This window comes from Variovorax sp. Root434, assembly GCF_001426595.1.
GTDB lineage: Bacteria > Pseudomonadota > Gammaproteobacteria > Burkholderiales > Burkholderiaceae_C > Variovorax.
This window is the reverse complement of the sequence record NZ_LMEK01000022.1, coordinates 183,670-207,775: the sequence shown is the minus strand read 5'-3', so window position 1 is coordinate 207,775 and position 24,106 is coordinate 183,670. Positions and strand designations below refer to the sequence as shown.

At 67.4% G+C, this 24,106-nt stretch carries 19 protein-coding genes; 8 read left to right on the top strand and 11 right to left on the bottom strand.

What is annotated here, in order from left to right; all coding sequences use genetic code 11:
- Positions 1-16: 16 nt before the first annotated feature.
- Positions 17-1,006, top strand: coding sequence for a LysR substrate-binding domain-containing protein (locus tag ASD05_RS18495; protein WP_056595330.1), 990 nt, complete (start codon positions 17-19; stop codon positions 1,004-1,006).
- A gap of 104 nt (positions 1,007-1,110) precedes the next feature.
- On the opposite strand, the gene ASD05_RS18490 is transcribed toward ASD05_RS18495, so the two are convergent.
- Positions 1,111-1,545, bottom strand: a complete 435-nt coding sequence (locus tag ASD05_RS18490; RefSeq protein ID WP_056595329.1) for a DUF1841 family protein — start codon at positions 1,543-1,545, stop codon at positions 1,111-1,113.
- A gap of 302 nt (positions 1,546-1,847) precedes the next feature.
- On the opposite strand from ASD05_RS18490, the gene ASD05_RS18485 reads away from it, so the two are divergent.
- The 7 genes from ASD05_RS18485 (at position 1,848) to ASD05_RS18460 (ending at position 13,779) form a co-directional block, all read left to right on the top strand.
- On the top strand, positions 1,848-4,988 hold the full coding sequence (locus ASD05_RS18485) for a hypothetical protein (protein ID WP_056595327.1): 3,141 nt from the start codon (positions 1,848-1,850) through the stop codon (positions 4,986-4,988).
- Positions 4,989-5,073: 85 nt separating this feature from the next.
- On the top strand, positions 5,074-5,580 hold the full coding sequence (pal, locus tag ASD05_RS18480) for a peptidoglycan-associated lipoprotein Pal (protein ID WP_056595325.1): 507 nt from the start codon (positions 5,074-5,076) through the stop codon (positions 5,578-5,580).
- 109 nt (positions 5,581-5,689) lie between these two features.
- Entirely contained in the window at positions 5,690-8,800 is a 3,111-nt protein-coding gene (locus ASD05_RS18475; RefSeq protein WP_056595323.1) for a glutamate ligase domain-containing protein, read from the top strand.
- On the top strand, positions 8,797-8,964 hold the full coding sequence (locus tag ASD05_RS30165) for a hypothetical protein (RefSeq protein ID WP_157610165.1): 168 nt from the start codon (positions 8,797-8,799) through the stop codon (positions 8,962-8,964). The genes ASD05_RS18475 and ASD05_RS30165 overlap by 4 nt, the downstream gene beginning before the upstream one ends.
- A 76-nt stretch (positions 8,965-9,040) precedes the next feature.
- Positions 9,041-10,858 carry a peptidase domain-containing ABC transporter gene (locus ASD05_RS18470; protein WP_056595321.1) on the top strand — a complete coding sequence of 606 codons (1,818 nt, stop codon included), beginning with the start codon at positions 9,041-9,043 and terminating at the stop codon, positions 10,856-10,858.
- 45 nt (positions 10,859-10,903) lie between these two features.
- The gene (locus ASD05_RS18465) at positions 10,904-12,220 is read left to right on the top strand and encodes an HlyD family type I secretion periplasmic adaptor subunit (protein ID WP_056595316.1); all 1,317 of its coding nucleotides are present in this window, start codon (positions 10,904-10,906) and stop codon (positions 12,218-12,220) included.
- Positions 12,217-13,779 (top strand): TolC family protein, encoded by a 1,563-nt coding sequence (locus ASD05_RS18460; protein ID WP_056595314.1) that lies wholly within the window; start codon positions 12,217-12,219, stop codon positions 13,777-13,779. Before ASD05_RS18465 ends, ASD05_RS18460 begins: the two co-directional genes overlap by 4 nt.
- A 4-nt stretch (positions 13,780-13,783) precedes the next feature.
- Here ASD05_RS18460 and ASD05_RS18455 read toward each other — a convergent pair whose 3' ends face one another.
- The 10 genes from ASD05_RS18455 to ASD05_RS18410 are packed head-to-tail and all read right to left on the bottom strand — an operon-like array spanning position 13,784 to position 24,095.
- Positions 13,784-15,202: a sigma 54-interacting transcriptional regulator gene (locus ASD05_RS18455; RefSeq protein WP_056595312.1), complete on the bottom strand. Its 1,419-nt coding sequence runs from the start codon at positions 15,200-15,202 to the stop codon at positions 13,784-13,786.
- Between the two features lie 10 nt (positions 15,203-15,212).
- On the bottom strand, positions 15,213-17,258 hold the full coding sequence (locus ASD05_RS18450) for a TadG family pilus assembly protein (protein WP_082572141.1): 2,046 nt from the start codon (positions 17,256-17,258) through the stop codon (positions 15,213-15,215).
- A 10-nt stretch (positions 17,259-17,268) separates the two neighbouring features.
- Complete coding sequence (locus tag ASD05_RS18445; RefSeq protein ID WP_082572140.1) at positions 17,269-17,799, bottom strand: TadE family protein; 531 nt, start codon at positions 17,797-17,799, stop codon at positions 17,269-17,271.
- Complete coding sequence (locus tag ASD05_RS18440; protein ID WP_056595307.1) at positions 17,796-18,269, bottom strand: TadE/TadG family type IV pilus assembly protein; 474 nt, start codon at positions 18,267-18,269, stop codon at positions 17,796-17,798. Before ASD05_RS18440 ends, ASD05_RS18445 begins: the two co-directional genes overlap by 4 nt.
- A gap of 34 nt (positions 18,270-18,303) precedes the next feature.
- On the bottom strand, positions 18,304-18,660 hold the full coding sequence (locus tag ASD05_RS18435) for a DUF3613 domain-containing protein (protein WP_056595305.1): 357 nt from the start codon (positions 18,658-18,660) through the stop codon (positions 18,304-18,306).
- Entirely contained in the window at positions 18,657-19,547 is an 891-nt protein-coding gene (locus ASD05_RS18430; protein WP_056595303.1) for a hypothetical protein, read from the bottom strand. The genes ASD05_RS18435 and ASD05_RS18430 overlap by 4 nt, the downstream gene beginning before the upstream one ends.
- Complete coding sequence (locus tag ASD05_RS18425; RefSeq protein WP_056595301.1) at positions 19,544-20,500, bottom strand: type II secretion system F family protein; 957 nt, start codon at positions 20,498-20,500, stop codon at positions 19,544-19,546. Before ASD05_RS18425 ends, ASD05_RS18430 begins: the two co-directional genes overlap by 4 nt.
- A complete protein-coding gene (locus tag ASD05_RS18420) occupies positions 20,497-21,501 on the bottom strand; it encodes a type II secretion system F family protein (RefSeq protein WP_056595889.1) in 1,005 nt (334 codons plus the stop codon). The genes ASD05_RS18425 and ASD05_RS18420 overlap by 4 nt, the downstream gene beginning before the upstream one ends.
- Positions 21,494-22,807 carry a CpaF family protein gene (locus ASD05_RS18415; RefSeq protein WP_056595300.1) on the bottom strand — a complete coding sequence of 438 codons (1,314 nt, stop codon included), beginning with the start codon at positions 22,805-22,807 and terminating at the stop codon, positions 21,494-21,496. The genes ASD05_RS18420 and ASD05_RS18415 overlap by 8 nt, the downstream gene beginning before the upstream one ends.
- 4 nt (positions 22,808-22,811) lie before the next feature.
- Positions 22,812-24,095, bottom strand: a complete 1,284-nt coding sequence (locus ASD05_RS18410; protein WP_056595886.1) for a response regulator — start codon at positions 24,093-24,095, stop codon at positions 22,812-22,814.
- Positions 24,096-24,106: the final 11 nt, after the last annotated feature.

Below are 24,106 nucleotides of genomic sequence, written 5' to 3'. Positions count from 1 at the left end.
CAATAACCAGCAGGAATTGAAAGACTCCGCCGATCTTCGACAGGATTTCGTGCGCAGCGTGCAGCTGCGGCACCTGCGCTGCCTCGTGGCCGTGGCGCAGGAGCGCCATCTCGCGCGCGCCGCCGAGCGGCTGGCGCTGAGCCAGCCGGCGGTGTCCAAGACGCTGTCCGAGCTGGAGGCGATCGTCGGCACGCGGCTGGTCGAGCGCAGCAAGGCCGGCCGGCGCGGCGTGCAGGGGCTCACGGCGGCCGGCGAGCAACTGCTGGCGCATGCCCTGCGCGTGCTGGAGGCGCTCGACGCCAGCGCGCAGGCGGTGGCGCCGGCGTCGGGCGGGCGCATCGAGCGGCTGCGCATCGGCGCGCTGCCGAGCGTGGCCCCGGCCCTGCTGCCGGTGGCGCTGGCGCGGCTGCGCGACAGCCGGCCATCGGTGCAGATCGTAGTGAAGAGCGCCGCCAACGCCGTGCTGCTCGACGAACTGCGCGCCGGCGAGCTCGACCTCGTGGTCGGCCGCATGAGCGATCCGCGCCTGATGGGCGGCCTGAGCTTCGAGTTGCTGCACACCGAGCCGCTGGTGTTTGCCGTGCGCGCCGGCCATCCGCTCGCGTCGAAGGCTGTGTCGGTGCAGGCGGTGCTGGCCTATCCGCTGGTGGTGTACGGCGAGGGCACGATCCCGCGCCACAACACCGAGAGCTTTCTGTCGGCGCGCGGCCTCGTGCTGCCGTCCAATGCATTGCAGACGCTCGACGTGGCGGTGGCGCGCGCGCTGGTGGCCGTGTCCGATGCGGTGTGGATCACGCCGCTGGGCGCCGCGCGCGGCGAGCTGGCGGACGGGCGCCTTGTGCGGCTGCGCATCGAGACCGCCGGCACCGAGGAGCCGGTCGGGCTGCTGCAGCGCAGCGATGCCGAGCCTTCGGCCCTGCGCGGCGCCATGGCCGCGCTGCTGCGCGAGGCCGCGAAGCAGCAGGGGGCCGTTCCGGCAAGGGCGAGGCAAAAGCCCGGGGGGTAGTCGGCTTTCATGTGGAACACCGCGGAACCGGCTTTGCCGGGCCGCAGGTGTTGCCCCCTGCAAGGGGGTTGGCGAAGCGACACGAAGTGCGCGAAGCCTGGGGGTTAGTCTGTTGTCGCTCGCCGCTGCACGCAGGCCACGTAGCCCTCGCCGTCCGGCGGCCGGCCGGCCCGCTGGCTCTCCCACATCATCTGGCCCAGGCAGTCCATGGCCTCGTGATGCGCATGCAGCAGCGAGCCGCGGCGCGCGGCCAGCAGCTCGACGGCCTGGCGGATGCCGCGCGGCTGGTCGATGGAGCACTGCTCGCTGATCGACAAATGCATCGACAGATGAAGGAACGGGTTTTCGCGCCCGTTCGATCCGTCGTAGACCCGTGCCACCGCCGCGTCGGCATCGGCGAGATCCTCGTGGTACTCGGGATGCTCGTCGATCCAGCCGGCGGCGATGGTCTCGAGCGCTTCCATCGGCAAGCCCTGCCGGTGCTTGGCGTACACGTCGCAGAAGAAGCGGCGCACGTCTTCCTGGGAGGGATTGAACATATCTATAGAAGAGGAAGAAAAAAAGAAGGAAGTGGGGTCCCGTGCAAGAGCCGGTACGCAAGCCCGGAGCAAGACCTCGGATGTGTCGGACGTTCCGGGTACAGGGGGTTACGTCGTTACGTAACGAATCGCTGAATGACCTTCCTGCGGGCTGTTTCCGAACTCCCTTGGCAGGCCGGTTAAAAGAAAAATTTCCATACGAATCAACAAGTTGCAGCGCCTGGAGGCGGTCTGGCAAGGGGCGCGCAAAAAGCGGCACGCTAGTTGCCCCTGAGTAGGCATCTTTTGTCACAGAGGCTGCCATGACCGCTCAACAAGCATCGACGAATTCGACCGAAGGACTTGCCGCCGCAGGCGTTGCTCCCGTGGTCATTGCCCAGGCCACCGTTACTCCGCTAGGCGCTCCTGCCATGGCGAGTTCGGCGGCGCCCGCTGCAGCTGGCCCGTCCAGCATCGGCACATTATCGAACGCCACGCCGGGTGTCGCCGTGATGCGCGACGGTGTCCGTATTCCGGTCGATGGCAATCAGACACTGGTGGCCGGCGACCGCGTGATCGTTCCGCAGGACGGCCACGCCAACGTTCTCTTTCCCGGATCGGCGACCAACAAGGCCCCGCTGGCCGGCGTGTTCACCGGCGGCACCGACGCCACCATCGGCTCGACCAAGCTGCCGGGCGGCCTCGAACAAGTGAATGTGGATGTCGCTTCGGGCGACCTGCAAGTGACCCCGCCGGACAGCGATGCGGATGCCGCTGCCCTGGCCGTGACCAAGAAGCTCGCTGCCGGCAGCGGCATCGGGCTGGGTGAATTCGCCCTCGGTGCCCTGGGCGCCGCCGCACTCGGCGCCGCGCTCGGCGGCGGTGGCGGCGGCAGCGACAGCGCCGTCCCGCTGCTCCTTTCGGGCGTGGGCGACTCCGATGCGGATGCAGACGCCGATGCGGACGCTGATGCGGATGCGGACGGTGATGCCGACGCTGATGCAGATGCAGATGCAGATGCCGACGCTGATGCCGATGCCGATGCTGATGCCGATGCCGATGCCGATGCCGATGCCGATGCCGATGCTGACGCAGACGCAGACGCAGACGCAGACGCAGACGCAGACGCAGACGCAGACGCTGATGCTGATGCTGATGCTGATGCCGATGCCGATGCCGATGCCGATGCCGATGCTGACGCTGACGCTGACGCTGACGCAGACGCAGACGCAGACGCAGACGCAGACGGCGATCACCTGCTCGATCCGGGCGACGGCCTCGTCGATGGCGCGGTCGGCGCGGTCGACGGCACCGCTGGCCTGGGCGGCGCGCTTGCTCCCGTGGCCCCGTTGGTCGACGGCACGACCGACGTGGTCGATAGCGTGCTGGCACCGCTGCTCGGCTCCGAGTTCACCCGCAACGATCCCAACGCGCTGGACCCGGTCGACGAGGTCGTCGGCAACATCACCGACCCGCTCGGCAACAGCCTGAGTCCCGTCGTGGACACCCTGCTCGGCGAGGGCGTGACCGATGCGCTGCTCCATCACCTGAACGGCCAGGTGGACTACCTGACCGACGGCCTGAACAACCTCCTTTCCAATGAAGGCCCGCTCGGTGGCCTGACCTCCAACCTGGGTCTCGACAGCCTGCTGGCTGACGGCGGTGTGGTCGGCAACACGATCGACGGCCTGCTCGGCAACAACGGGTTGGTCGGCAACCTGCTGGCAGACGATGGCCTGGTTGGAGGCCTGCTCGGTGAAGGCAGCCTCGTCGGCGACCTGATCGGCCAGGGCAGCGCCCTCGACGGCCTGCTTGGCGGAGTGGTCGGCGACGGCGGACCCCTGGGTGGCGTGCTCGGCAACGACGGTCTTTCCGGTGGCCTGCTCGGCGGCGTTCTGGGTGGGGATGGCGTGGTCGGAAGCCTGCTCGGCGAAGGCACGCCCCTGGGTGGTTTGCTGGGTCCGGACGGCGCCGTCGGCTCGCTGCTCGGCACGAACGGCACGCTCTCCGACGTGCTGGGCGAAGACGGCCTCGCGGGCGGCCTGCTCGGTACCACCGGCGTGCTCGGCAGCTTGCTCGGGGAAAACGGCGTATTGGGCGGCGTGCTCGGCGAAGAAGGCCCGTTGGGTGGCGTTCTCGGCGGCGAAGGTGGTCTGCTCGGCGGTGTGCTCGGCAACGGCGGCACCCCGGGCACGGGCGCTGGCCTGTTCGACCCGGCCGACGGCATGGCCGGCAACCTGGCCGATGGCCTGAACACCGGCCTGGTGGGCGAGCTTGGTCTCGGGAACACGCTCGGATCGGTGGTCGGCCTCGCGGACGGTCTGACCAACACCGCCGGCGGCCTGCTGGCTCCGGTGCTCGGCAGCAGCTTCTCCGAGAACAACCCCAACGTGCTCGACCCGGTCGATGGCGTCGTGGGCGAAGTGGCGGCCAGCGCTGGTGGTCTGCTGAGCCCGCTGACCGATCAACTGCTCGGTGAGGGCACGACGACAGCGCTGCTGAACGGTGTCACGGCGCAGGTCGACTACCTGACCGACGGCGTGGCCCACCTCGTGTCCGGCGATGGCCTGCTCGGCGTGACCGATGGCGGCACCGGCGGCCTGCTCGACGGCGTGCTCGGCAGCGACGGCCTTCTCGGTGGTGTCCTCGGCGGCGTGACCGATGGCGGCACCGGCGGCCTGCTCGATGGCGTGCTCGGCAGCGACGGTCTTCYGGGTGGCGTCCTCGGCGGCGTGACCGATGGCGGCACCGGCGGCCTGCTCGACGGCGTGCTCGGCAGCGACGGCCTTCTGGGCGGCGTTCTCGGCGGCGTGACCGATGGCGGCACCGGYGGCCTGCTCGACGGCGTGCTCGGCAGCGATGGCCTTCTGGGCGGCGTCCTCGGCGGCGTGACCGATGGCGGCACCGGCGGCCTGCTCGATGGCGTGCTCGGAAGCGACGGCCTTCTGGGCGGCGTCCTCGGCGGCGTGACCGATGGCGGCACGGGCGGCCTGCTTGACGGCGTGCTCGGCAGCGACGGTCTTCTGGGCGGCGTCCTCGGCGGCGCGACCGGTGGCGGCACGGGCGGCCTGCTCGACGGTGTGGTCGGCAACGACGGCCTCGTCGGCAGCCTCCTGGGCCAGGACGGCCTGGTGGGCAGCCTGCTCGGCGGCTTGTCGGGTGGCAGCAGCCCGGTGGCAAACATCCTGGAGCCCGTCACCAGCGTGGTGAGCGGCGTGACCGATGCTGCTCCGGTGGCATCGAACCCGACGAGCGCGGTCTCCGACCTGCTCGCCCCGGTGACCGACATCCTGGCCGGTTCGGGCGCCGCTTCTCCGGCCGGCGACCTGGTGGGCAGCGTCACGCATGCGGTCACTCCGCTGGTGACCGACGTCGTGACCCCGATCACCAGCCTGGTCGATCACAGCCCGACCGGCACCGCCCTGTCGCCCGTGACGAACGTGCTGCACGGCCTGCTGGGCTGAACGGCAACAAGAACGCAGAAGGAGCAGTGGGGGAGCGCAGCACCAGGGACAGGCCGCCACCGGCCTGTCCCCCGAAAGGATCGATATGAAGAAGAATTTCCAGACACTGACCATCGTCGCCCTCGGCGCAGTCCTCGTGGGCTGCGCGGCCCCGAAGACGGGCCGCGACGACGCGACCTACTACTACTCGAACAAGGGCGCGGCCGCCCCGGTGGCGAAGGTGGAGCCGCCCCCTCCGCCGCCGGTGCAGAACGGACCGGCCGGCGTGGCGAAGATCGTCTATTTCGACTTCGACAGGTACAACATCCGGCCCGGCGACCGCAACGTCGTCGAGGCGCACGCGGGCTTCATGCGCAACCGGCCGGCGAGCCGGATCGTGATCGAAGGCCACACCGACCAGCGCGGCGGGCGCGAATACAACCTGGCGCTCGGACAGCGCCGCGCCGACTCCGTGCAGCGCGCGCTCACGCAACTGGGCGTGCCCGCCGAGCGCATCGAGGCCATCAGCTGGGGTGTGGAAAAACCCGCGTCCACCGAAACCACCGAGGAGGGCTATCAGCTCAATCGCCGAGCCGAATTCAGCTACCGCTGAAGCCGGATCACCGCGATGACTTCGACGGCAGTTCCCGGTCTGCGCACACGTCATCGAAGCGAGAGCAGATGACGGGCGCGGCCGGTCTCCCGCATTGGATCGGGGCCGAATGATGTCCTTCACAGACCAGCTCCACGCCTGCCACGAACGCCTGGCTTCGCTGTGCGCGGCGCTGCCGGCCCCCTATCCGGCGTTCACGCTGTTCTTCTCCGTGAGCGATGGCGCGCAGCGCGCACACGTCGTGCACGCGCGGGCCACCGAATTCGAAACCGCCTGGCGCGAAGGCGCCGGGCGCGTCGAGCGCTGGGTGCGCGAGCGCGGCGTCGTGTCGCCGTGGCTGCGCATCGACTGGGTCGAGGGCGCGAGCCCGATGGAGTGGGTGCAGTTCAAGACGCAGCTCACCGCCGTCAAGCGCAACTACTTCCGCCTCGGCCTGGCCTTCGACCAGGACTTCGCGCTTGCCTTCACCGAGCAGGAGCTCAACGCCAACGCCATGCTGTGCGGCGACTCGACCATTGCGCATTCGGTGGTGAACCCGCGCAACTTCGAGGTCTACGGCCAGGAGCGCTTCCAGTGCTCGCCGCCGCTGGACAGCATGCCCCCGGAGCAGCCGGTCTACCTGCTGGCGACGGTGGGCGTGTTCTGCCAGCCCGACGGCATGGTGCACAAGCTCGTGGGTACGGGGCTCGATGCGGGCCGCCGGCAGCTGCCGGCGCTGAACCCCCAGTCGGTGCTCGACCTCGTGCGCAGCGGCTCTTCGTATCTCGCGCGCCAGGTGCAGAGCGACGGCCTCTTCGTGTACGGCTATTTCCCGTGCTTCGATCGCCGCATCCCGACCTACGACGCGGCGCGCCACGCGAGCGCGCTTCACGCCATGCTCGAGGCGTGGGAGCTCACGCGCGACGAAACGCTGCGCGCGGCCATCGACCGCTCGCTCGACCATCTCACGGCCTCGCTGATCCGCGACTACACGCTGGCGGATGGGCGCGCGGTGGCGTTCCTGGTCGACACCGGCGGCGAGATCAGGCTCGGCGGCAACGCGGCCTGCGTGCTCGCGCTGGTGAAGTATTGCGAGCTGATGGACACGCGCCACTGGCTGCCGCTGCTGGAAAAGCTCGCGCTCGGCATCGTGTCGCTGCAAGACGCGGCCACGGGCCGCTTCAACCACGTGCTGCATGCGGCCGACCTCACGCTCAAGCAGGCCTCGCGCATCGTCTGCTACGACGGCGAGGCGGCCTACGGCCTCATGCGCCTGTACGGCCTCACACGCGAGCCGCAATGGCTGGCCGCGGTCGAGAAGGCCTTCGATCATTTCATTGCCAGCCAGCATTGGCAGGTGCACGACCACTGGCTCAGCCGCTGCGTCCACGAACTCACGCACTGGAGCCCGCAGGAGAAGTACTTCCGCTTCGGCCTGCAGAACGTGGCGGGGTATCTCGACTTCGTGCTCGACCGGAAGACCACCTTCCCGACGCTGCTCGAACTCATGCTGGCCGCGCAGCAGATGCTCCAGCGGCTCGAAGGCATGCCCGCGATGCGGCACCTGCTCGACGAGCTCGACACCGAGAAGTTCTATCGCGCGCTCGACTACCGCGCGCACTACCTGCTCAACGGCTTCTTCTGGCCCGAGATGGCGATGTACTTTCGCCGGCCGTCGAGCATCGTCGGCTCGTTCTTCATCCGCCATCACTCGTTTCGCGTGCGCATCGACGACGTGGAGCATTACCTGTCGGGCTTCGCCGCCTACCACCGCTACCTGGTGGAGCGGCGCACCTTGCCCGGTACGGGCGGCGGCGGGAGTGCCGGCGTGGGCGGCGTGCGCGACGACAGCGCCGCCTGGACCGCGAGCGAGATGGCGCACGTCACCGGCGGCGAATGGGTCGTCAAGCCCGAGGACGGCTGGCGCGCCACCGGCGTGGCGCAGCGCTCGTTCATGCGCAAGGGCCGCGTGGTGTTCGACCACCAGGCGCGGCCGTCGAAGACGCCGCTGGCCGCCGTCACGCTCAAGGGCGTGCTGCAGCCGGCCGCCGCCGTGCTGTGCACCGACCCCAAGCCGCACCTCGACAAGCGCGTGCCCGTGCTCAAGGTGCCGAACGTGCTGCAGGCCGTGCTGGAGCTGGGCGACCATGCGCGCGCCGAGTTCACCGGCCGCGTGTGCGGCGTGCTCGGCAGCGGCGCGGCGAACGGCGTCGCCAGCGGCACCGTGGCCGCCATGCTGGCCGGCGCGCTCACCGTGTGGGGCGAGGTCGGCCAGCCCGAAGGCAACGTCAGCCTGCCATCGGGCATCGCCTGGAACATGACCTGCATGCCACGGCACGCCGCCTACTGGGTGCTGGAGATGGGCACCTCGCACATGCCGGCCTCGGCGCAGCTGGTGCGGCCTTCGCTGCTGGTGGTGACGGGGCTCTCGGCCGCGTCGCTGAAGCACCGCGGCCCGACCGAAGCCGCCGCGCGGCTCGACAGCCGGATCCTGCAGGCCATGGCGCCGGGCGGCAGCGTGGTGCTCAACCGCGACATGCCCGAGTTCGCGACCTTCGCCGAAGCGGCAACGGCGCGGCAGCTGCAGATCGTCACCTGCGGCGAGCACAAGGACGCCGACGTGCGCCTGCTTGCCTTCGACCATGGCGAGGTGCAGGCGCTGGTGGCGGGCGAGCCCTTTCAGCTGCGGCTCAATGCACCGGGGCGCCACATGGGCGCGAGCGCCATCGCCGCGCTCGCGGCCCTGCAGGCCATGCGCTTGCCGCTGGCCGCCGCGGTCGAGCCCTTTGCGCACTTCGAGCCGCCGGGCGGCCGCGGTGCGCTGCACACCATTCACATCGGCGGCGGCAGCTTCAAGCTCATCGACGAAACCTACGACGCCAACCCGAGCTCGATGCGCGCGGCGCTCGAGATGCTGTCGCAGGCCCCCTGCGAGCCGGCGCGGCGCGTGGCGATCCTCGGCGACATGCAGGAGCTCGGCCCCGCCGCGCAACGCCACCATCTCGACCTCGAGGCCGAGCTGCTGGCCTCGCAGCCCGACCGCGTGCTGCTGTGCGGCCCGCTGATGCGGGCACTGCACGCGCGCATTCGTACAAAGGTTCGCTCGCACTGGTTCGTCGATGTGTCCGACCTGTCGACCGCGCTCGGCGGGCTGCTGCAGCCCGGCGACTGGGTGCTGGCGAAGAGTTCCGCAGGCGTAGGCCTGTCCCGGTTGGCCCGGGTTTTGAAAGCACTGCCATGAGCACGAGATGGGATGTACTTCCGCAATCGCCCTTCGACCATGAGGCGCCGCATCGGCGGCGGCCGATGCGCCGCTGGTGGCTGGGCTGGGCGCAGCTGCTGTGCGCCTGGGTGCTCTGCATGCTGCTGTGCGCCAACATCGCACTGGTGCTGGCCGGAGCGTGAATTTTTGCCTTGTAACAGTGAGGTAACAGTTGATAATGGCTCAGGCGTCATTGCACGACGGATCGGCTTTTTCCCCATGATCAAGTTCCTCTTGCCCAGCCAGCTGGTTGCCGAAACGCCGGACGAGCCGGGTGCCAGTCCTTATGCCGGGGCGCTGAACGCCGCGTTCCGCGCGGCCTACCCGCTCGTGAAGAGCGCGGCATGGCGTTCGCTGCCGATCAGCCTGTTCGGGCTGCTGCCCTCCATCTTCCTGCTGCAGGTGTATGACCGCGTGCTGTCGCGCAGCGGCTTCTCGACGCTCGCTGCGCTGGTGAGCGGCATCCTGTTCTTCCTGTGCATCGAGTTCTGGTTGCGCACGCGCCGTTCGCGCCTGCTGCGCAACGCGGGCGCCATCATCGACCACGGCGTTTCCGGTGCCCTGCTGCAATCGATGCTGGCCCGGCCGCTGCGTGCGCTCGAGGCACGTCCCGCCTCGGTGTGGCAGCAATACTTTCGCGACGTGGGCTCGGTGCGCGGCACCGTCACCGGCGGCCTCGCGCAATCGATCTTCGACCTGCCGATGGCGATCTTCGCGCTCGCCGTGATCGGCATCGTCGCTTTGCCGGTGCTGCCCGTGGTGGCGGCGTTTCTCGCCATCATGTCGTTCCTGGCCTGGTGGTGGGCCGACGAGGTCCGCGCCGGCCGCGTGGAAGAAGTGCAGCGCGGCCGCGGCCTCGACCGCATGACCGCCGAGATCTGCCATGCGCGCGAAACGCTGAAGACGCAGGCCAACGACGGCCCCATCAGCGACATGTGGCGCCAGACCTACAACGCCTGGCTCACCGAGAGCTTCAGCAAGAACGGCCAGATCGAGACCGCGCGCGACGGCACCACCGTGCTGCTCACGGTGTTCTCGGTCATCGTGGTGACCGTGGGCGCCGTCTCGGTGATGGAGCAGTGGATGACGGTGGGCGGCCTCGTCGCCTCGAACATGCTGGCGCTCAAGGCGCTGCAGCCGGTGGCCGGGCTGGTGTCGAACTGGCGCTCGCTGGCCACCGCCAAGGAAGCCGCCAAGCGGCTCGAGAGCGTGCTGTGCGAACCGGTCGAGAAACCGCCCACGGGCATGACGCTGCCGCAGCCGCTCGGCCGCATCACACTGAAGGACGTGAGCTTCAGCTTCACCGACACCGCGCAGCAGCCGGTGCTGGAAAACGTCGACCTCGACATCGGCCCGGGCGGGCTGCACGTGATCGTCGGGCGCAACGGCGCGGGCAAGTCGACCATGGTGAAGCTGCTGTCGGGCCTGTACACGCCCACGCGCGGCATCGTCAGCATCGGCGAGTACGACCTCTCGCAGTTCGGCCGTGAAGAGCTGTCGCGCTGGATCAGCTACCTCTCGCAGGAGGTCTACTGGTTCGGCGGTTCGCTGATCGACGTGATGCGCCGCACGGCGCCCGGCCAGAGCGACGAGCAGATCGTCGCGGCCTGCAAGCTCTCGGGCGCGCACGACTTCATCTCGCGACTGCCGGACGGCTACCGCACCATGATCGGCGAAGGCGGCACCGGCGTGTCGGTGGGCGAGCGGCGCAAGCTCGCGCTGGCCATGAGCTTCCTGCGCAAACCTTCGGTGCTGGTGCTCGACGAGCCCAGCAACGACCTTGACTTTCAGAGCGAGCGCAACCTGCTCGCCACGCTGCTCGCGGTGGCCAAGGTGCGCACCGTGGTGGTGGTCACGCATTCGCTGCGCATCGTCTCCGCCGCCAACGTGGTCTATCACGTCACGGGGCAGGGCAACGTGGAGCAGGGCGCGGCGGCAGTGATGGTGCCGAAGCTGTTCGGCGTGAAGAAGCCGCTGGTGGCGCTGGGCGATGCGGAAGACGGCGCGGGCGCCGCTGCCTCCCGTTCGATGGCGTGACGAAGAACGAACGAAGAGCGAATGACGAGTGATCGGGGAGGCGACTTGAAATCAGATTTGCCGCAGATTCTTCAGGACGAGAACGACAGGCGCGCGGCCCAGGCCTCGCCGCAGGGGCGGCGGCGCCAATGGATCATCGGCGGCGCAATCGGCGTGCTGGCGCTGGTCGGCCTCGGTTTTCCGATGGAAACGGTGGTCGTCGCACCCGGTCGCGTGATCCCCTCGGACCGCGTCAAGTCGATCCAGCATCTGGAAGGCGGCATTGTCAGCAACGTGCTGGTGAAGGAAGGCGAGAAGGTCAAGCAGGGCCAGTCGCTGGTGGAGATCGATCTTGGCGGCAGCGGCCTCAACTTCGAGGAGCTCTCGGCCCGCTACGCGGCCACGCAGGCCACGCGCGTGCGGCTCATGGCCGAGAGCCGCGGCCAGCCGCTCAAGCGTGAATCCTTCGCTGCCGACATCGACGAAAGCGTGTTCGAAGGCGAGACCGGCGCCTACCAGGCGCGCGCGCTCGAACAGCGCGGCGTCATGGCCGGCGCCGTGTCGGGCCTGGAGCAGGCGCGCAGCAAGCAGCTGGAGCAGCAGGCCAAGGTCAAGGGCCTGAGCGACCGGCTGGCGCTGATGCAGAAGGAGCTTGAAATTTCCGAGCAGCTGTTCAGCGAGAAGCTGGTCGGCCAGGTCGAAGTGCTGGAGAAGCGCCGGCAGGCCGAAGGCGTGCGCAGCGAACTTGCCGTGGCGCGCCAGGGCGTGATCTCCGCCAACGCGTCCATCACCGAGGCGCAGGCCAAGATGGCCGAGGCCGAAGGGCGCTTTCGCCGGCGCGCGTCGGACGAACTGGCCACGGTGGAGCGACAGTTCGCGAGCCTGAGCGAAGACCTGGCGCGCGCGCGCACCCAGCGCTCGCGCACCGTGGTGAAGGCGCCGTCGGACGGTATCGTCAAGGGCCTGCGCAACTCCAGCCCGGGCTGGGTCGTGAAACCCGGCGAATCCATCCTCGAGGTGGTGCCCGACGAGGACGAGATCATGGTCGAGGCGCGGCTCAACCCCAACGACCGCGGCTTCATCGAAGTGGGCCAGCCGGCGCGCGTGAAGATCACCGCCTACGACTACCTGCGCTACGGTGCCGTCGACGGCAAGGTCAAGCTGGTGGCGGCCGACGCCGACCGCGACCCCGCCATCGCCAACGGCGCGCCGTACTACCGGCTGCTCATCAGCATGTCGCAGTCCCATGTGGGCCGCGACGAGAACCGCATCACGTCCGGCATGGAGTCCGAAGTGGACTTGCGTGTGGGCACCGATCCGTTCATCTGGTACATCCTGCGACCTGTGCTCAAGCTGCGGCGCGAAGCCTTCCGCGAACCATGAAGTACCGCCAACCGGCCGACCGACGCCGCACGGGCGCCGGCGTTGTCTGTGCAGCGCTGTGCGCGAGTTTCGTCCTGCCGCCCGTCGCCTTCGCGCAGGAGCAGCAGGAGGCGGGTGCCAGGCTGATGCTCGCGCGCCGGCTGTCCCCGCCCTCGCTCGGCGCCGCGAGCTACACCCAGCAGGTGAAGCAGGCCCTGATCGCGCTGTCGCAGGACTACCCCGAGGTGCAGACCGCGCAGGCCGCGGCCAACACCAGCAGCTACGGCGTGGACGCGGCCAAGCAGGCGCGCTACCCGCGCTTCAAGTTCGGCACCTCGTCCGGCAACTACAACAGCGGCGCGGCCAACGCCAAGACGCAGAGCTACACCGTGCTCACCGCCGAGGCGCGCGTGAGCCTTCTCGACGGCGGCGCCATGAGCGCGGCGCAGCGCGCCGCCGAAGCGGCCAACCAGGCGGACGACGAGGCCGTCGTCACCACCTCGCAGAAGGTGGTGCTGGATGCGCTCACCGCCTACCTGCAGGTGCAGCGCTTCGACCTGAAGAAGCAGATCGCGCACAAGGCCACCGAGGTGGTGGCCGAAATCTCCAAGGCCGAAGCGCGCCGCGTGGCATTGGGCGTGAGCGGCGACAACGACCTCAACATGGCGGCCTCGCGGCGCGCGCTGGTGGCTGCACGCGAGTCCGACTTCGAGGCGCAGCGCGACGAGGCCCTTGCCAAGTTCCGCAACTACTTCAAGTTCTCGCCCAATGCCGAGTCGCTGCCCGTGCTTGCGGCGCCGGCGCAGTGGCGCATCTCCTCGCAGGAAGAGGCGCTGCGCCGCGCCGAGTCGCGCAGCACCGAGATCGCCGAGGCGCAGGGCCGCATCGACCGCGCCAAGGCGCTGGCCGACCAGCAGGACGCGAGCCTCTACCCCTCGCTCGACGCCGTGCTCGTGAAGAGCAAGGACCCGCGCGGCGTGTCGCCCCAAGACCCGACGCGCGCCGCCTTCGAACTCAACTGGAACTTCGGCAACGGCTTCGATCGGCAGCTGCGCCTGAAGTCGGCGCTGGCCGAAGTCGCCAACCAGGAAGCCAAGCTCGAAAGCGTGAAGCTCAACCTGTTCGAGCTCACATCGGCATCGTGGGCGCGCACCGTGTCGGGCCGCGAGCGCGAGCGCCAGCTGATGGAAGCCGTGAGCACGGCAGGCCAGGCCTTCCGCGGCCGCCGCCGCCTCATGGAGTTCGGCCGCGAGACCCTGCCCAAGGTGCTCGACGCCCAGCTCGACTACTACACCCTGCTGTTCGACTACATCGACGGCGTGTTCGACCTGCGCATCTCCGAGCTGCGCCTGGCACGTACCACCGGCGAACTGCGCATCGACCCGGCCGGCCCCAACGGCTGGATCGACCGCCTCTTCGGCGCGCCGAGGCGGCAGGTGCTGACGGAAGACGGCCTGCTGGGTGCGCTGTGCATCTCGAGCAATACGGCGTGTGCGAGCGAGCCCGTTGCCGAACGCACCGTGGGCGCGGCAGGAGCGAACCCGCCGCTGCGCAAGGCCTCGCGCCTGTCTACGCGCTGAGAGATCAGGCGTCCTCTGGGATGCCTGGCTCGCCGTCGAGAATCTGGTACTTGCGCATCTTCTCCCACAGCACCTTGCGGCTGATGCCCAGGTGCTGCGCGGTGTCCTGGCGCTTCCAGTCGTTGATCTCCAGCGCCGCGATGATGCGGTTGCGCTCGCTGCTGTTCCAGCCCTTGCGGTCGCCGCTCCCATCGAGCGAGCCGTTGCCGTTGCCCATGCCGTTGCGCTCGCTCGGAGTCGCCGGTGCCGGCGTGCCGCGCGTGAGCGCAATCGCGCGCTGGATCAGGTTCTGGTCCCAGCCGTGCAGTTGCCGCGCGATCACGCCCACGCGCTCCGCAAGGTTGCGCAGCTGCCGCACGTTGCCTGGAAAGTAGGTCTCGGCCACCGCATCGCTGAGCCAGTGCGGCGTTTCGCCGAGCGTTTCGAGCTCGTCGCCGAGCACGTTGCCCAGCAGCGCCTTGAAGATCGCGATCTTGTCGACCTCGCCGCGCTCCTCGAGGCTGGGCACGTGCAGCTCGATCACCGCGAGCCGGTAGAACAGGTCGGCGCGAAACTCGCCGCTCGCCACCATCTCGCGCAGGTTGCGGTTGGTCGCCGCCACCAGTCGGAAGTCGACCCGCACCGGCGCCGTCGCGCCGAGTCGCGTGACCGCGCTGTCTTCCAGCACGCGCAGCAGCTTCACCTGCTGGTAGCGCGGCAGATCGCCGATCTCGTCGAGAAACAGCGTGCCGCCCGTGGCCTGCTCGAAGTAGCCGCGGTGCGCGTGCACCGCGCCCGTGAACGAGCCCTTGGTGTGGCCGAAGAACAGCGACTCGAAAAGCCCGTCGGGAATCGCGCCGCAGTTCACCGCCACGAACGCGCCCTTGCTGTAGTGCTGGTGCCCGAGGTGCAGCTGCTGCGCGATGCGCTCCTTGCCCACGCCCGTTTCGCCGCGCACCAGCACGCTGTGGTTGCAGTCGGCAAAGGCGCCCACCTCGGCCAGCAGCGCCTTCATCGCCTCCGAGTGCGCAACCAGCACGTCGGGCGCCTGCGGCGCCACTTCGCGCGCGCGCAGCTGCCGCACCAGCTTCGCGACCATCGTGCGCAGCTCGGCGCAGGTGAAGTCGTAGGGCAGCACGTGCAGGTACTCGGGCGGATAGGTGCGCGAATCGCGCTCGCGCGAACCTGCGGCGACCCAGATCACCGGCATGCCCTGCAGCAGCTCGGTCGCATGCGCCAGCCCGCCGCTGTCGATGACGGTGACGCTGATGATCGCCACTGACGGGCGCAGCGCCGTGCCGCGGTCCTGCGGCGGAGGCGGCATGCCGTCGGCCCTGACAACCTCCACGTCGAAGCTCGCCATGCACCGCGCGATGCGGTCGAGGATGTCGGCTTTGCCTTCCCAGACAAAGAGGTCGAGTTCGTCGAAGTTGGGGGAACTCATGAGAATCGATTCAATAAACCAGTTGTGCGCCGCCCTGACACGACAGCCGTGCTCCAACTTCGGTCTTTGCGAGATCGATGCCGAGCGCAGTGAGCAGGGTGTTCACCAAGGGGTCGATGAGAGGCGAGAGAACCGCGGAGATCGCCTGCCGAAGCAAACCGACGGCCACGTCGATGGTGTTTCCCACGCCCACAAGGAGGTCGCCTAAGGCGCTGTCGACCGACGGCTTGTACATATGGATGTCGATTTGCGCCAAGGTCTGACTCAGGCCTCCGACGAGGTTGCTGGCGACGACGGGTTGGTAAGGTGTGGGTATCTGAGTTGCGGAGATGTCGGGCAGGTTGGCATCCACCGGCGCTGCGAATTCCAGCGTGTCGTTCGAACCGAGGACAGGGGTGTTGGTCATCAGGCCGATACCGCCTCCCGCGAAGGCTTCGCGGTCAGCTGTACTCTTCTGGTTGTCAGGGACCCAGGTGTTCCCCTTTTTCCATTGGTAGTTGGTGCAAATAAATGCGATGCAGGTCCTCTTGACTGTCATCGAACCGATATCAACCAGGGGAACGGGCTCCACGTTAGGCGGATCCTTGCTGGCGAAGGCTTGGGCTGCGGCATCTGCGGCGCTGTTGCCGATCTTCCCCACGCGCAGGGTGGCGGCTGAGGTGTCGGCGATGACGGAGAGTGTCTTGCTGCCGTTCACTGGACAGCTGTACTTGTCGACGCGGGCCTTGCCGGCCGCCACGTCCAGGTTGATGTCGATGCGAAATGGCGATGACACCAGCCGAAGGTCGGTCATTTTTTTCTCACAATCGATGCACAGCACGTTGCTCAATGCGCCAATCAGATCCAGGTGAAGAAGGCTGTTGAGCAGATCGGTCACGGGCTGCGTCAGTTTGAAGACCTCGTTGGCCAGGTTGGCAACGCCGCTCAGTGCGGTCGTGAAGTCCACCGATATCAAAGCACGCACCTGTGCCGTCCGAACGCGAATGCCGTTTTCCCCCAAGGGGTCCAGCATGGCCAATTCGGGGTTTCCGATGGCCGAGGTTTGCGGCGGTTCGATGACTTTGACGGTGGTGACCACGTTGGCGAGGCCAAGCAGGTTCGACGGGGCGCTGAGGGACACTGCATTCTGGCTATTGGCCAACTGAACAAAGGCCTGCGTCAGCTGGAAGGCCTGCAGATTGAGGTCCAGTGCGCTGCTGGGCGTACCCGTGGCAACCCCGAGAATCTCGGCAACGCTGAGCTGGGCATTGGAAACCTGTGTCGTCAGCCCGGCCATGTCGTTGAAGCCGCTAAGCGCCACCCCCGTCAGCCCACCGTTTTTCTCGAGAACCGTGGCCAGCGCCTTCAGCATCTTTCCAGCGGTAACGTTCGAGTTGAGCACCTGCTCGTACTGACCGGCCTGCAGGCCGACCTGAAGCGCGATGGCATCCAGGAATGACAGCAGGTTGATCTGCGTGGTCACGAGACCTTGCCAGCCGACCGCCGTGAGGGCCACGTTGCCGCCCAGGAGCTTTCCGAAGACCGTGTCCAGCAGCGCGGACTGGGTCGAGTTGACGGAAAGCAGCGTGCTCCGGATGCTGAGCACCGCCTGCGGAATCGACTGGTAGGCGATGGCAGAAACGACGATCGAATGCTGGGCGTTTCCGGTGAACGAGAGCGGCAGCATCGAAGGGCTCCGCGTGATGGAAACGCGCACTGCATTCAACTTTTCCCCGGCATTCGGCGCGCCGAAGTAAAGCGGAGGGGCGCGAAACACCGGGTCCCAGTTGCCGCATACCACCTCGGCGTCCGTCAGCGGGTCGATGCCGACCGGAAAGTTCTTTGCGGCGTTGTCCTTTGCAGCCTGCTGAGCAACGCCGCATACGGACGGCTTGAGTGCCTGGGCGCCTGCCAGTGCGGCTAGGTCGACCGTCTTTTGAAGCTCCCTCTTCATGAAGAACAGGTAGCCGAGTTCCGTACCGATCAGAACGATCAGTATCAGGCTCATCGCGATGGCCGTATTGACCATGATCGATCCGCGATACCGTTGCCGAGATGATTTCGATGCTTGTCTCATGGTGTGCCTTTCACGACGGAAGCACGGCGGTTGTCCGGCCCGTCAGCGTGTCCGGCATCCAGCGGCTGGTGTCCAGAAGAGGCAGCGTAGGCAGCAGGCGGTTGGCGCTGTAGGGATAGGCCACGGTCACGACCGCTCCGGTGGCAGGCGCGGAGCCGCCTGCACCCGTCCACACCACATTCACGTTCACGTGGCTCTTGATCCAGCCTAGGCGGCTCGCCATGTCTGCACTGCTGGCTTCCGGCACGACCAGCGATCCCGCCAGGGATTCGTGGATAGCGTCCTGGACCCTCTGCCTGCGCAGGGCGTCATCTGAAAGACCCATCATGGAAGGCTGCGATAGCGCGCGTGCGCCGTCTTCGGCGGCTCGCGACACGGTCTGCTGGACGTACAGGACCGCCCCGAACGTAGCGATGCCGTAGATGGCCAGGAACAGAAAAGTGAAGACGAACGCGAACTCGATCGCTGCAATGCCACGCTGGCGGCATCGGTGGCCGGCAGCGGACCGGAGCCGTTCAGCCGTTGCGATGCGCTTCGTCATGGTGTTCTCCCGTCGAGCAGCATGCTCGCCTTGGCAACCAGGGTGTCGGGCACGGCAAAAGCGGGCAGCGGCGGCAGCATGTCCTTGAGGCCCGATGCGGTGATCGTGACCACGATCTGGCACCGCTGTTCCCAGAGGATGCTGCACACGCGGGTAGCCGAGCAATCGTTGCTGGCCACCTGGCAGATCTTCGCATCCACGGTGGGCGCGACAGGCAGCAGGCCGCTGGCCTGGTCGCGCGCGACGTCGTGCGCCTTGGCCGCTCTGGTGGTCGTGCCGACCGGATACCGAAGCGCTGCCCGTGCACCGTCCTCGGCGGCATTCTGTAATCCGAAGCGGATGGCGAAGAGAACGCCATAGCAGATGATGGCGTAGAGCAGGGTGAAGAAGAGCAGGAACGCGATGGCGAACTCGAGCGCATAGACGCCACGTTGGGTACGCGGATTCGTCCGGGAGCGCGAGAGCCTCATGGTGTGTCGTCGTTCGAAAAGCGAAGCCCGGCGGCTACTTGCCGCCGCCCGCGCTACTGCCGGTTTTGACCGTCGAGTTCAGGCGTTCGGGAATCGGGAATTCGAAACTTTTCAGATAGCGCTCATAGCTTCGGCGCGCGACATCACCCGCAATGGGGCGCGCCGTGGGCGATGCGAAGCTGCCGTCTCGCTGCCTTGCGAGCAGGCTCGTCGCGGCATCGCCAACTTGCAGGGGCGGTGCTTTCTCGTACTCGGCATCTTCCTGCGGTGCGGCCTTGGCTGTGCCGTCTTGTGCGGGCGCGTTCTGTGCAGAGGCGATGGCGGCGGCCAGGGAGAGAGAAAGGCCGATCATCGGCCCGGCGGCCCTCAGGCGGGAAAAAGGGTTCTTCATTCTGTGCCTCGTGAGATCGAACTGCGGGAAGTCATTGCGCCTGCGTTGGCCTGCTGGCCGCCCATGCCGGGCCAGCGCGCCGCCTTGAGCTTGAGCGGCGTGGTGCTGTCGTCGAAGATCGATGTCCCCATGGTCGCCGCCCGGGGGAGCGGCTGCACGGCAGCGAGCGGCGCACTGCCCAGTTGCCGTGCACTCTCGCGAATCGCTTCGCGCGTCGCGGGCGACATGCGGTGCGCTTCCATCAGCGCGTCGGCTTGCGCTCTTTGCTGAGTGACTTCGAGGTACAGCGCAAGGTTGGCTTGTGCCTGGGGGTTGTCGGAGCGCAGTTGCAGTGCCTGCATCAATGGCAGGCGCGCCTGCGCGACGAGCCCCGCGCGCAGGTTGGCGTAACCCAGGTCGCTCAGGAGCACGGCATCGGTCGGATTGCGGCGTTGCGCTTCCTTCAGCAGCGTAACGGCTGCGGGATAGTCGCCGCGCCCGCCCGCCAGCAGTCCGAGGCCGTGGTAGCCGGCGCCCTCCAGCGGCGTGCCGATCAGGCGCTTGTAAGCTGCTTCGCTGCCTGCAGTCTCGCCCGTCTGGCGCAGCGCGTCGGCGCGCATGCGGCTCGAATCAGGAGAAGCACCCCAGCGCTGCTCGAGTGCATCGATGTGTGCAAGCGAGGCGAACCACAGGCCGTCCGTCTGCATCTGCTCGACGAGTTTCATGTACGTTGCGGCGGTGTCGATGTTCGCCGCATTCTTTTGCGTCGCGGCAGCCTCTGCGGCCATCCGCTGTTGCGCATCGGCCGCAGCCGGATACAGGCCCTTGGGCCCGCCGCAGCCGGCCAGCATCATCAGGGCCGCAAGTAGCGCGCAGGCGCACTTCGAGTCATGCAAGGCGATGTTCATTTGGACATGGCTCCCAGTGAACGGATGATGGCGATGAAGCCTGGGCCGGCGGTCACGATCACGAGCGCCGGCAGGAGCGTGCTGACCATCACACCGGTCATCTTCACGGTGATCTTGCCGATGCGCGCTTTCATCTCCGACTTGCGGTGTTCGCGCAACCGGTCGCTGAATACGCGCAGGGGTTCCTGGACGGCGCCGCCGTGGCGATCGACCTGCACGAGCAGGGAAACCATGCCCGCGAGGTTGTCGTTGGCATGCAATGTGCCCAGGCGTGCCAGCGAATGCTCGCGTGTGCGGCCGCGGCTGTATTGGCTGTTGGCGAGATTCAGCTCGTAGCCCAGTACCGGCATGACGTGCGAGAAGTCGTTGGCCATGATCTGCAGGCTCTGGTCGAGGCTCAATCCCACACCCTGAAGAAGCCGCAGGAGATCGATGAAGAGCGGCAGCTCATGCGCCACGCGTTCGCGCCGTTTGGCGGCCAGCCGGCCGAGCAGCCACTTCGGGACCATGAAGCCGATGCCGATGGCCGACGCCGCAATGATGGTGAGCTTTCTCGTCGAGATCGCTCCGGGCCAGAACAGCAGTGCCAGCGTGGGCAACAGAATGGCCAGCGCGAGCCGTGTGACCAGAAAGACGAGCTGCGCCCGCGCCGAGGAAAATCCGCACTGGTCGATCAACCGCCGGTCTTCGTCGGCCACCAGGGCCTTGCCGATCCGGGTGTTGAGCCAATGCAGCGGGAGGTCGGCATCGGCGCGCCTTGCGGCCTCGACTTCCGACAGGCCATCGACGACCGGCGAGACGACCGCATCGTCGCGATGGAGTGCGCGGCCGATGGCCTTGCCGCGCCGGGCGCGCCGCCCCTCGTTGACCAGCAGGCCCGCCGCCGCGGTGCAAAGACCGAGCGCCAGCAGCGCGAGGCTCCATGCGGCGAGCTGCGTGGGAGTGAACGTCATGTCAACCTCGCCAGGCGATAGAGTAAAACGGTGCCAAGCAGCTGCAGGCCCACCGCGCCGAAGATCATCATCTGGCCAGTGGAGTCGTGCCACATCCGCAGGAAGTAGCCCGGGTTGGAAATGATGATGAAGCCGCCCACGCCCAATGGAAGGAGACCGAGGATCCACGCCGACAGCCGCGTTTCGGCCGACATTGCGACGAGTTCGTGCTGGGCTTGCTCCCGGTCGCGCATGAAGTTCGCAACGCGCTCCAGCAGCAGGTCTGCGCGCCCGCCGTAGCGCACGCCCAGCCCGAGGATGGATGCCAGGAGATACATCTCCTCGACGCGCACGCTGGCCGCCGTCTGGTGCAGCGCACGGTCGAGGTCCACACCGGCGCGCACCAGGTTGGCCGCGCGCTCGAGATAGTTTTGCAGCGGCGCCTGCGTGGATGAAATCGCCAGTTGAAACGCGGCCTGCGTGGAGTTGCCGATGGTAATGAGGCGCACCATCGAATCGATGAATGCGGGAAGCTGTCCGATCAGTTGGCGGCGAAACTTCTGAAGGCGCAGCCACAGCCCGAACAGCGACAAGGCCAGCAGCACGACGAAGGTCCCAGTGGCGCTGATCCAGCCGGCGAACAGGCCGGCCGCCGCGCTCAGGACCACGATCACCAACGCGCCCAGCGCAATTGCCTGTATCGAAACGGCGCCTTCCAGCCAGGAGGGCAACAGCGCCTGCAGGCGTGCCTTGTTCGTCGGTACCGGCGGCGGCTCGCCGCCGGCATTCATCCACGGGTCTGCCGCGATGCCGCTGCCAGGCGTGTCGATGAACGAGGCGCGCGGCGAAGCCGACAGCGAAGCTTCCACGGCGACAGCCACGGCCTTGGCCTCGAGTTGCTGTGCCAGATGGCGATAGGCGGCTCGCCGCTCCTGGCGCCCGCGCGCCCATTGCCAAAGCAGGATGCCTGCCGCCGCGAGCAGCAGCGCAAGGCACGCCATGCCCAGCAGGATCTCATCCACGGCGATCCCCTTGCGCACGCGTCATCATCTGACGGAAGCGGGTGATCTTGGGCGAGTGAGGCGCGATGCCGAGGGATATCCACCGGTCGCGTTCTTCACCGTCGGAGGACACGATCGGGTCGTAGCGGTAGAGCTCCTGCATCGCCACGACGTTGTCGTTGACGCCTGTGATTTCGCTCAGCGAGACGATGCGCCGCTGACCGCCCGACATGCGCCCGATCTGCACGATGAAATCGATGGCGTTGGCAATCTGGCGGCGCAAGCTCACTTCGCTGCCCTGGTAGCCCGCAAAGCCCGCGAGCATCTCGAGACGGTAGAGGCATTCGCGCGGGGAACTGGCGTGGATGGTGCCCATCGAGCCTTCGTGGCCGGTGTTCATCGCCTGCAGCATCTCGATCACCTCGGCGCCCCGGACTTCGCCGACGATGATGCGATCCGGCCGCATGCGCAGGCTGTTGCGCAGCAGGTCGCGGATCGAAACCACGCCGGTGCCGTCGAAGCCGCCGGGGCGGCTTTCGAGGCGCACCACATGGGTGTGGCCGAGCGAGAGTTCCGCGGTGTCTTCGATCGTGATCACCCGTTCGGCGGGCGGAATGAAGCTCGCGAGGGCGTTGAGCAGCGAGGTCTTGCCGGAGCTCGTGCCGCCGCTGACAAGAATGTTGCAGCGCGCGCGCACGGCGATCTCGAGCAACTGGGCCATGCCTGCGTCGAAGGTACCGAGCTTGACCAGGTCTGCCGGTGTGAGCGGCTCCTTGCGGAATTTCCGGATCGATACTGAAAGCCCGTCGATGGCGAGGGGTTCGATGATGACGTTGATGCGTCCCCCGTCGGGCAGCCGCGCGTCGACCATCGGGTTGGCTTCGTCGAGCCGGCGGCCCAGCGGGGCGAGGATGCGGCGCACGATGCGCATCACGTGCTCGGTGTCGGCGAAGCGCAGCGTCTCGCGTTCGAGCACGCCATTGCGCGATACGTAAACGTTCGTGTGCCCGTTGATGAGGATGTCTTCCACCGCGGGATCGTTGAGCAGGTCTTCCAGCGGCCCGAATCCCGCCAGCTCCTTGGTGAGCGCATCGGAGATGAGCTGCATCTCGCGGTCGTTGATCGGCACCCGCCGCAACCGTACGAAGCTGTCGACTTCCAGTTCGACGAACTGCTGGATCGATGCGCGCGACCAGCGGCCGAATTCCGCGCCGAGCTCCTCGATGCGGCTGAGCAGATGGTCGTGCGTCCAGCTTTTGATGTCCTGGAACTGCTGCGAATTGATGAATGCCTGATCGTCGTCGGCAAATTCGATATCGGTGGACATTGGCTCAACTTTCGTTTGAACTCTTCCAGAGCCCGGTGATTTGCGACATCAGTGCAACCCAGCGCTGATCTTTGGCCGGCGGTTGGCCCGACACGGACATGTACTGCTGATGAAGGCTTCGAGCGAGGCCCGTGACGGCTTGGGAGTAGGGATCGCTGCGCGCAGTGCGTACCAGCATTTCCCCGCGGCTTGCCGCGGCCAGCAGCGCAGCGCTGCGCGCAGGCAGCACGTGCAGAAGCGGCAATTCGAGACGTTCGGCAATGTCCTTCGCCGACAGGCCGACATGACTGTCGAACTTGTTCACGACCAGGGAAAGATGCTCGGTCTCGATGCCTCGCGCGCGGAGCTCCTTCAGCAGGTTGGCAGTGGAGACGATGGCGCCGATGCTCTGGTCGCACACGACCCAGGTCTGCTGTGCTTCGCGCAGGGTTTGAGCGATGAAGTCGACGGTCGAAAAGCCGCCGAGGTCTGCGATCTGGAAGTCGAAGAAGTCGGAGAGTCGCTTGATCAGCGCGACGGAATCGGCGTGCGAGATTTCGCGCACCTGCGAAAGGCTCGCGGGCAGCGGCAGCACGGCGACGCCGCTGGTGTGATGGGCAAGGGCCGTGTGCAGCAGCGTCTGGTCCAGGCGCCGCAGGTTGCGCACGCCGTCGACGAAGCTGAAGCCGCTCTGGGTGTCCAGGTAAAGCAAGCCGTCGCGCGCAGGAAGACCGAGATCGAGCAAGGCCACGCCGTGTCGCGTTGCGCGCGATTGCGGTCTTGCAGGCGCGTTGGACAACTGGGTGTGCAGCATCAGGGCCAGGCTGGTCGCAAGCGTGGTCACTCCCAGCCCGGCACGCGCGCCGAGCAGCGCGAGGGTGCTGCCGCGGGTGCCTCCTTGCAAGCTGCTGCGGCGCTCGAGCAGTGTTTTCAATGTGGTCACTGCCTCGGTCGGCGCCGCCGCGACGTCGACGAAATCGTCGACACCTGCGCGCAGTGCCGCAAGCATCGCGGCGGGCTCCGTGGACGTTCCCATGGCAAGCACTGGCAAGGCGGGCCAGTCCCTCCTCAGGCGCTGGTGAAGCTGGCTCGCACCGGTCACCTGGTCGGATGAGAAGTCGATGAATATCGCGGCCGGGCCGAGCAGGGCGATGCGCTCGTCGATCGACTTCGCGTCCGGAGCAAGCACGACCACGGAGCCCACCCGCCCGAGCGCATCGGTCAACCACGTGATGTGGCCGCCGTTGCTCGATGCGAACAGGTAGGTTTCCGCGCCTGTTTCGGGAATGCTGTCGCGTGGTGCGTTCATGAGGTCAGCAT

Excerpts from the sequence above, each read along its gene's own strand:
- ASD05_RS18415 (WP_056595300.1), bottom strand. The coding sequence starts at position 22,807 with ATGTCCACCGATATCGAATTTGCCGACGACGATCAGGCATTCATCAAT.
- ASD05_RS18440 (WP_056595307.1), bottom strand. The coding sequence starts at position 18,269 with ATGAGGCTCTCGCGCTCCCGGACGAATCCGCGTACCCAACGTGGCGTC.
- pal (WP_056595325.1), top strand. The coding sequence starts at position 5,074 with ATGAAGAAGAATTTCCAGACACTGACCATCGTCGCCCTCGGCGCAGTC.
- ASD05_RS18450 (WP_082572141.1), bottom strand. The coding sequence starts at position 17,258 with ATGAGACAAGCATCGAAATCATCTCGGCAACGGTATCGCGGATCGATC.
- ASD05_RS18435 (WP_056595305.1), bottom strand. The coding sequence starts at position 18,660 with ATGAAGAACCCTTTTTCCCGCCTGAGGGCCGCCGGGCCGATGATCGGC.
- ASD05_RS30165 (WP_157610165.1), top strand. The coding sequence starts at position 8,797 with ATGAGCACGAGATGGGATGTACTTCCGCAATCGCCCTTCGACCATGAG.
- ASD05_RS18490 (WP_056595329.1), bottom strand. The coding sequence starts at position 1,545 with ATGTTCAATCCCTCCCAGGAAGACGTGCGCCGCTTCTTCTGCGACGTG.
- ASD05_RS18430 (WP_056595303.1), bottom strand. The coding sequence starts at position 19,547 with ATGAACATCGCCTTGCATGACTCGAAGTGCGCCTGCGCGCTACTTGCG.
- ASD05_RS18455 (WP_056595312.1), bottom strand. The coding sequence starts at position 15,202 with ATGAGTTCCCCCAACTTCGACGAACTCGACCTCTTTGTCTGGGAAGGC.
- ASD05_RS18425 (WP_056595301.1), bottom strand. The coding sequence starts at position 20,500 with ATGACGTTCACTCCCACGCAGCTCGCCGCATGGAGCCTCGCGCTGCTG.
- ASD05_RS18470 (WP_056595321.1), top strand. The coding sequence starts at position 9,041 with ATGATCAAGTTCCTCTTGCCCAGCCAGCTGGTTGCCGAAACGCCGGAC.
- ASD05_RS18410 (WP_056595886.1), bottom strand. The coding sequence starts at position 24,095 with ATGAACGCACCACGCGACAGCATTCCCGAAACAGGCGCGGAAACCTAC.
- ASD05_RS18445 (WP_082572140.1), bottom strand. The coding sequence starts at position 17,799 with ATGACGAAGCGCATCGCAACGGCTGAACGGCTCCGGTCCGCTGCCGGC.
- ASD05_RS18475 (WP_056595323.1), top strand. The coding sequence starts at position 5,690 with ATGATGTCCTTCACAGACCAGCTCCACGCCTGCCACGAACGCCTGGCT.
- ASD05_RS18460 (WP_056595314.1), top strand. The coding sequence starts at position 12,217 with ATGAAGTACCGCCAACCGGCCGACCGACGCCGCACGGGCGCCGGCGTT.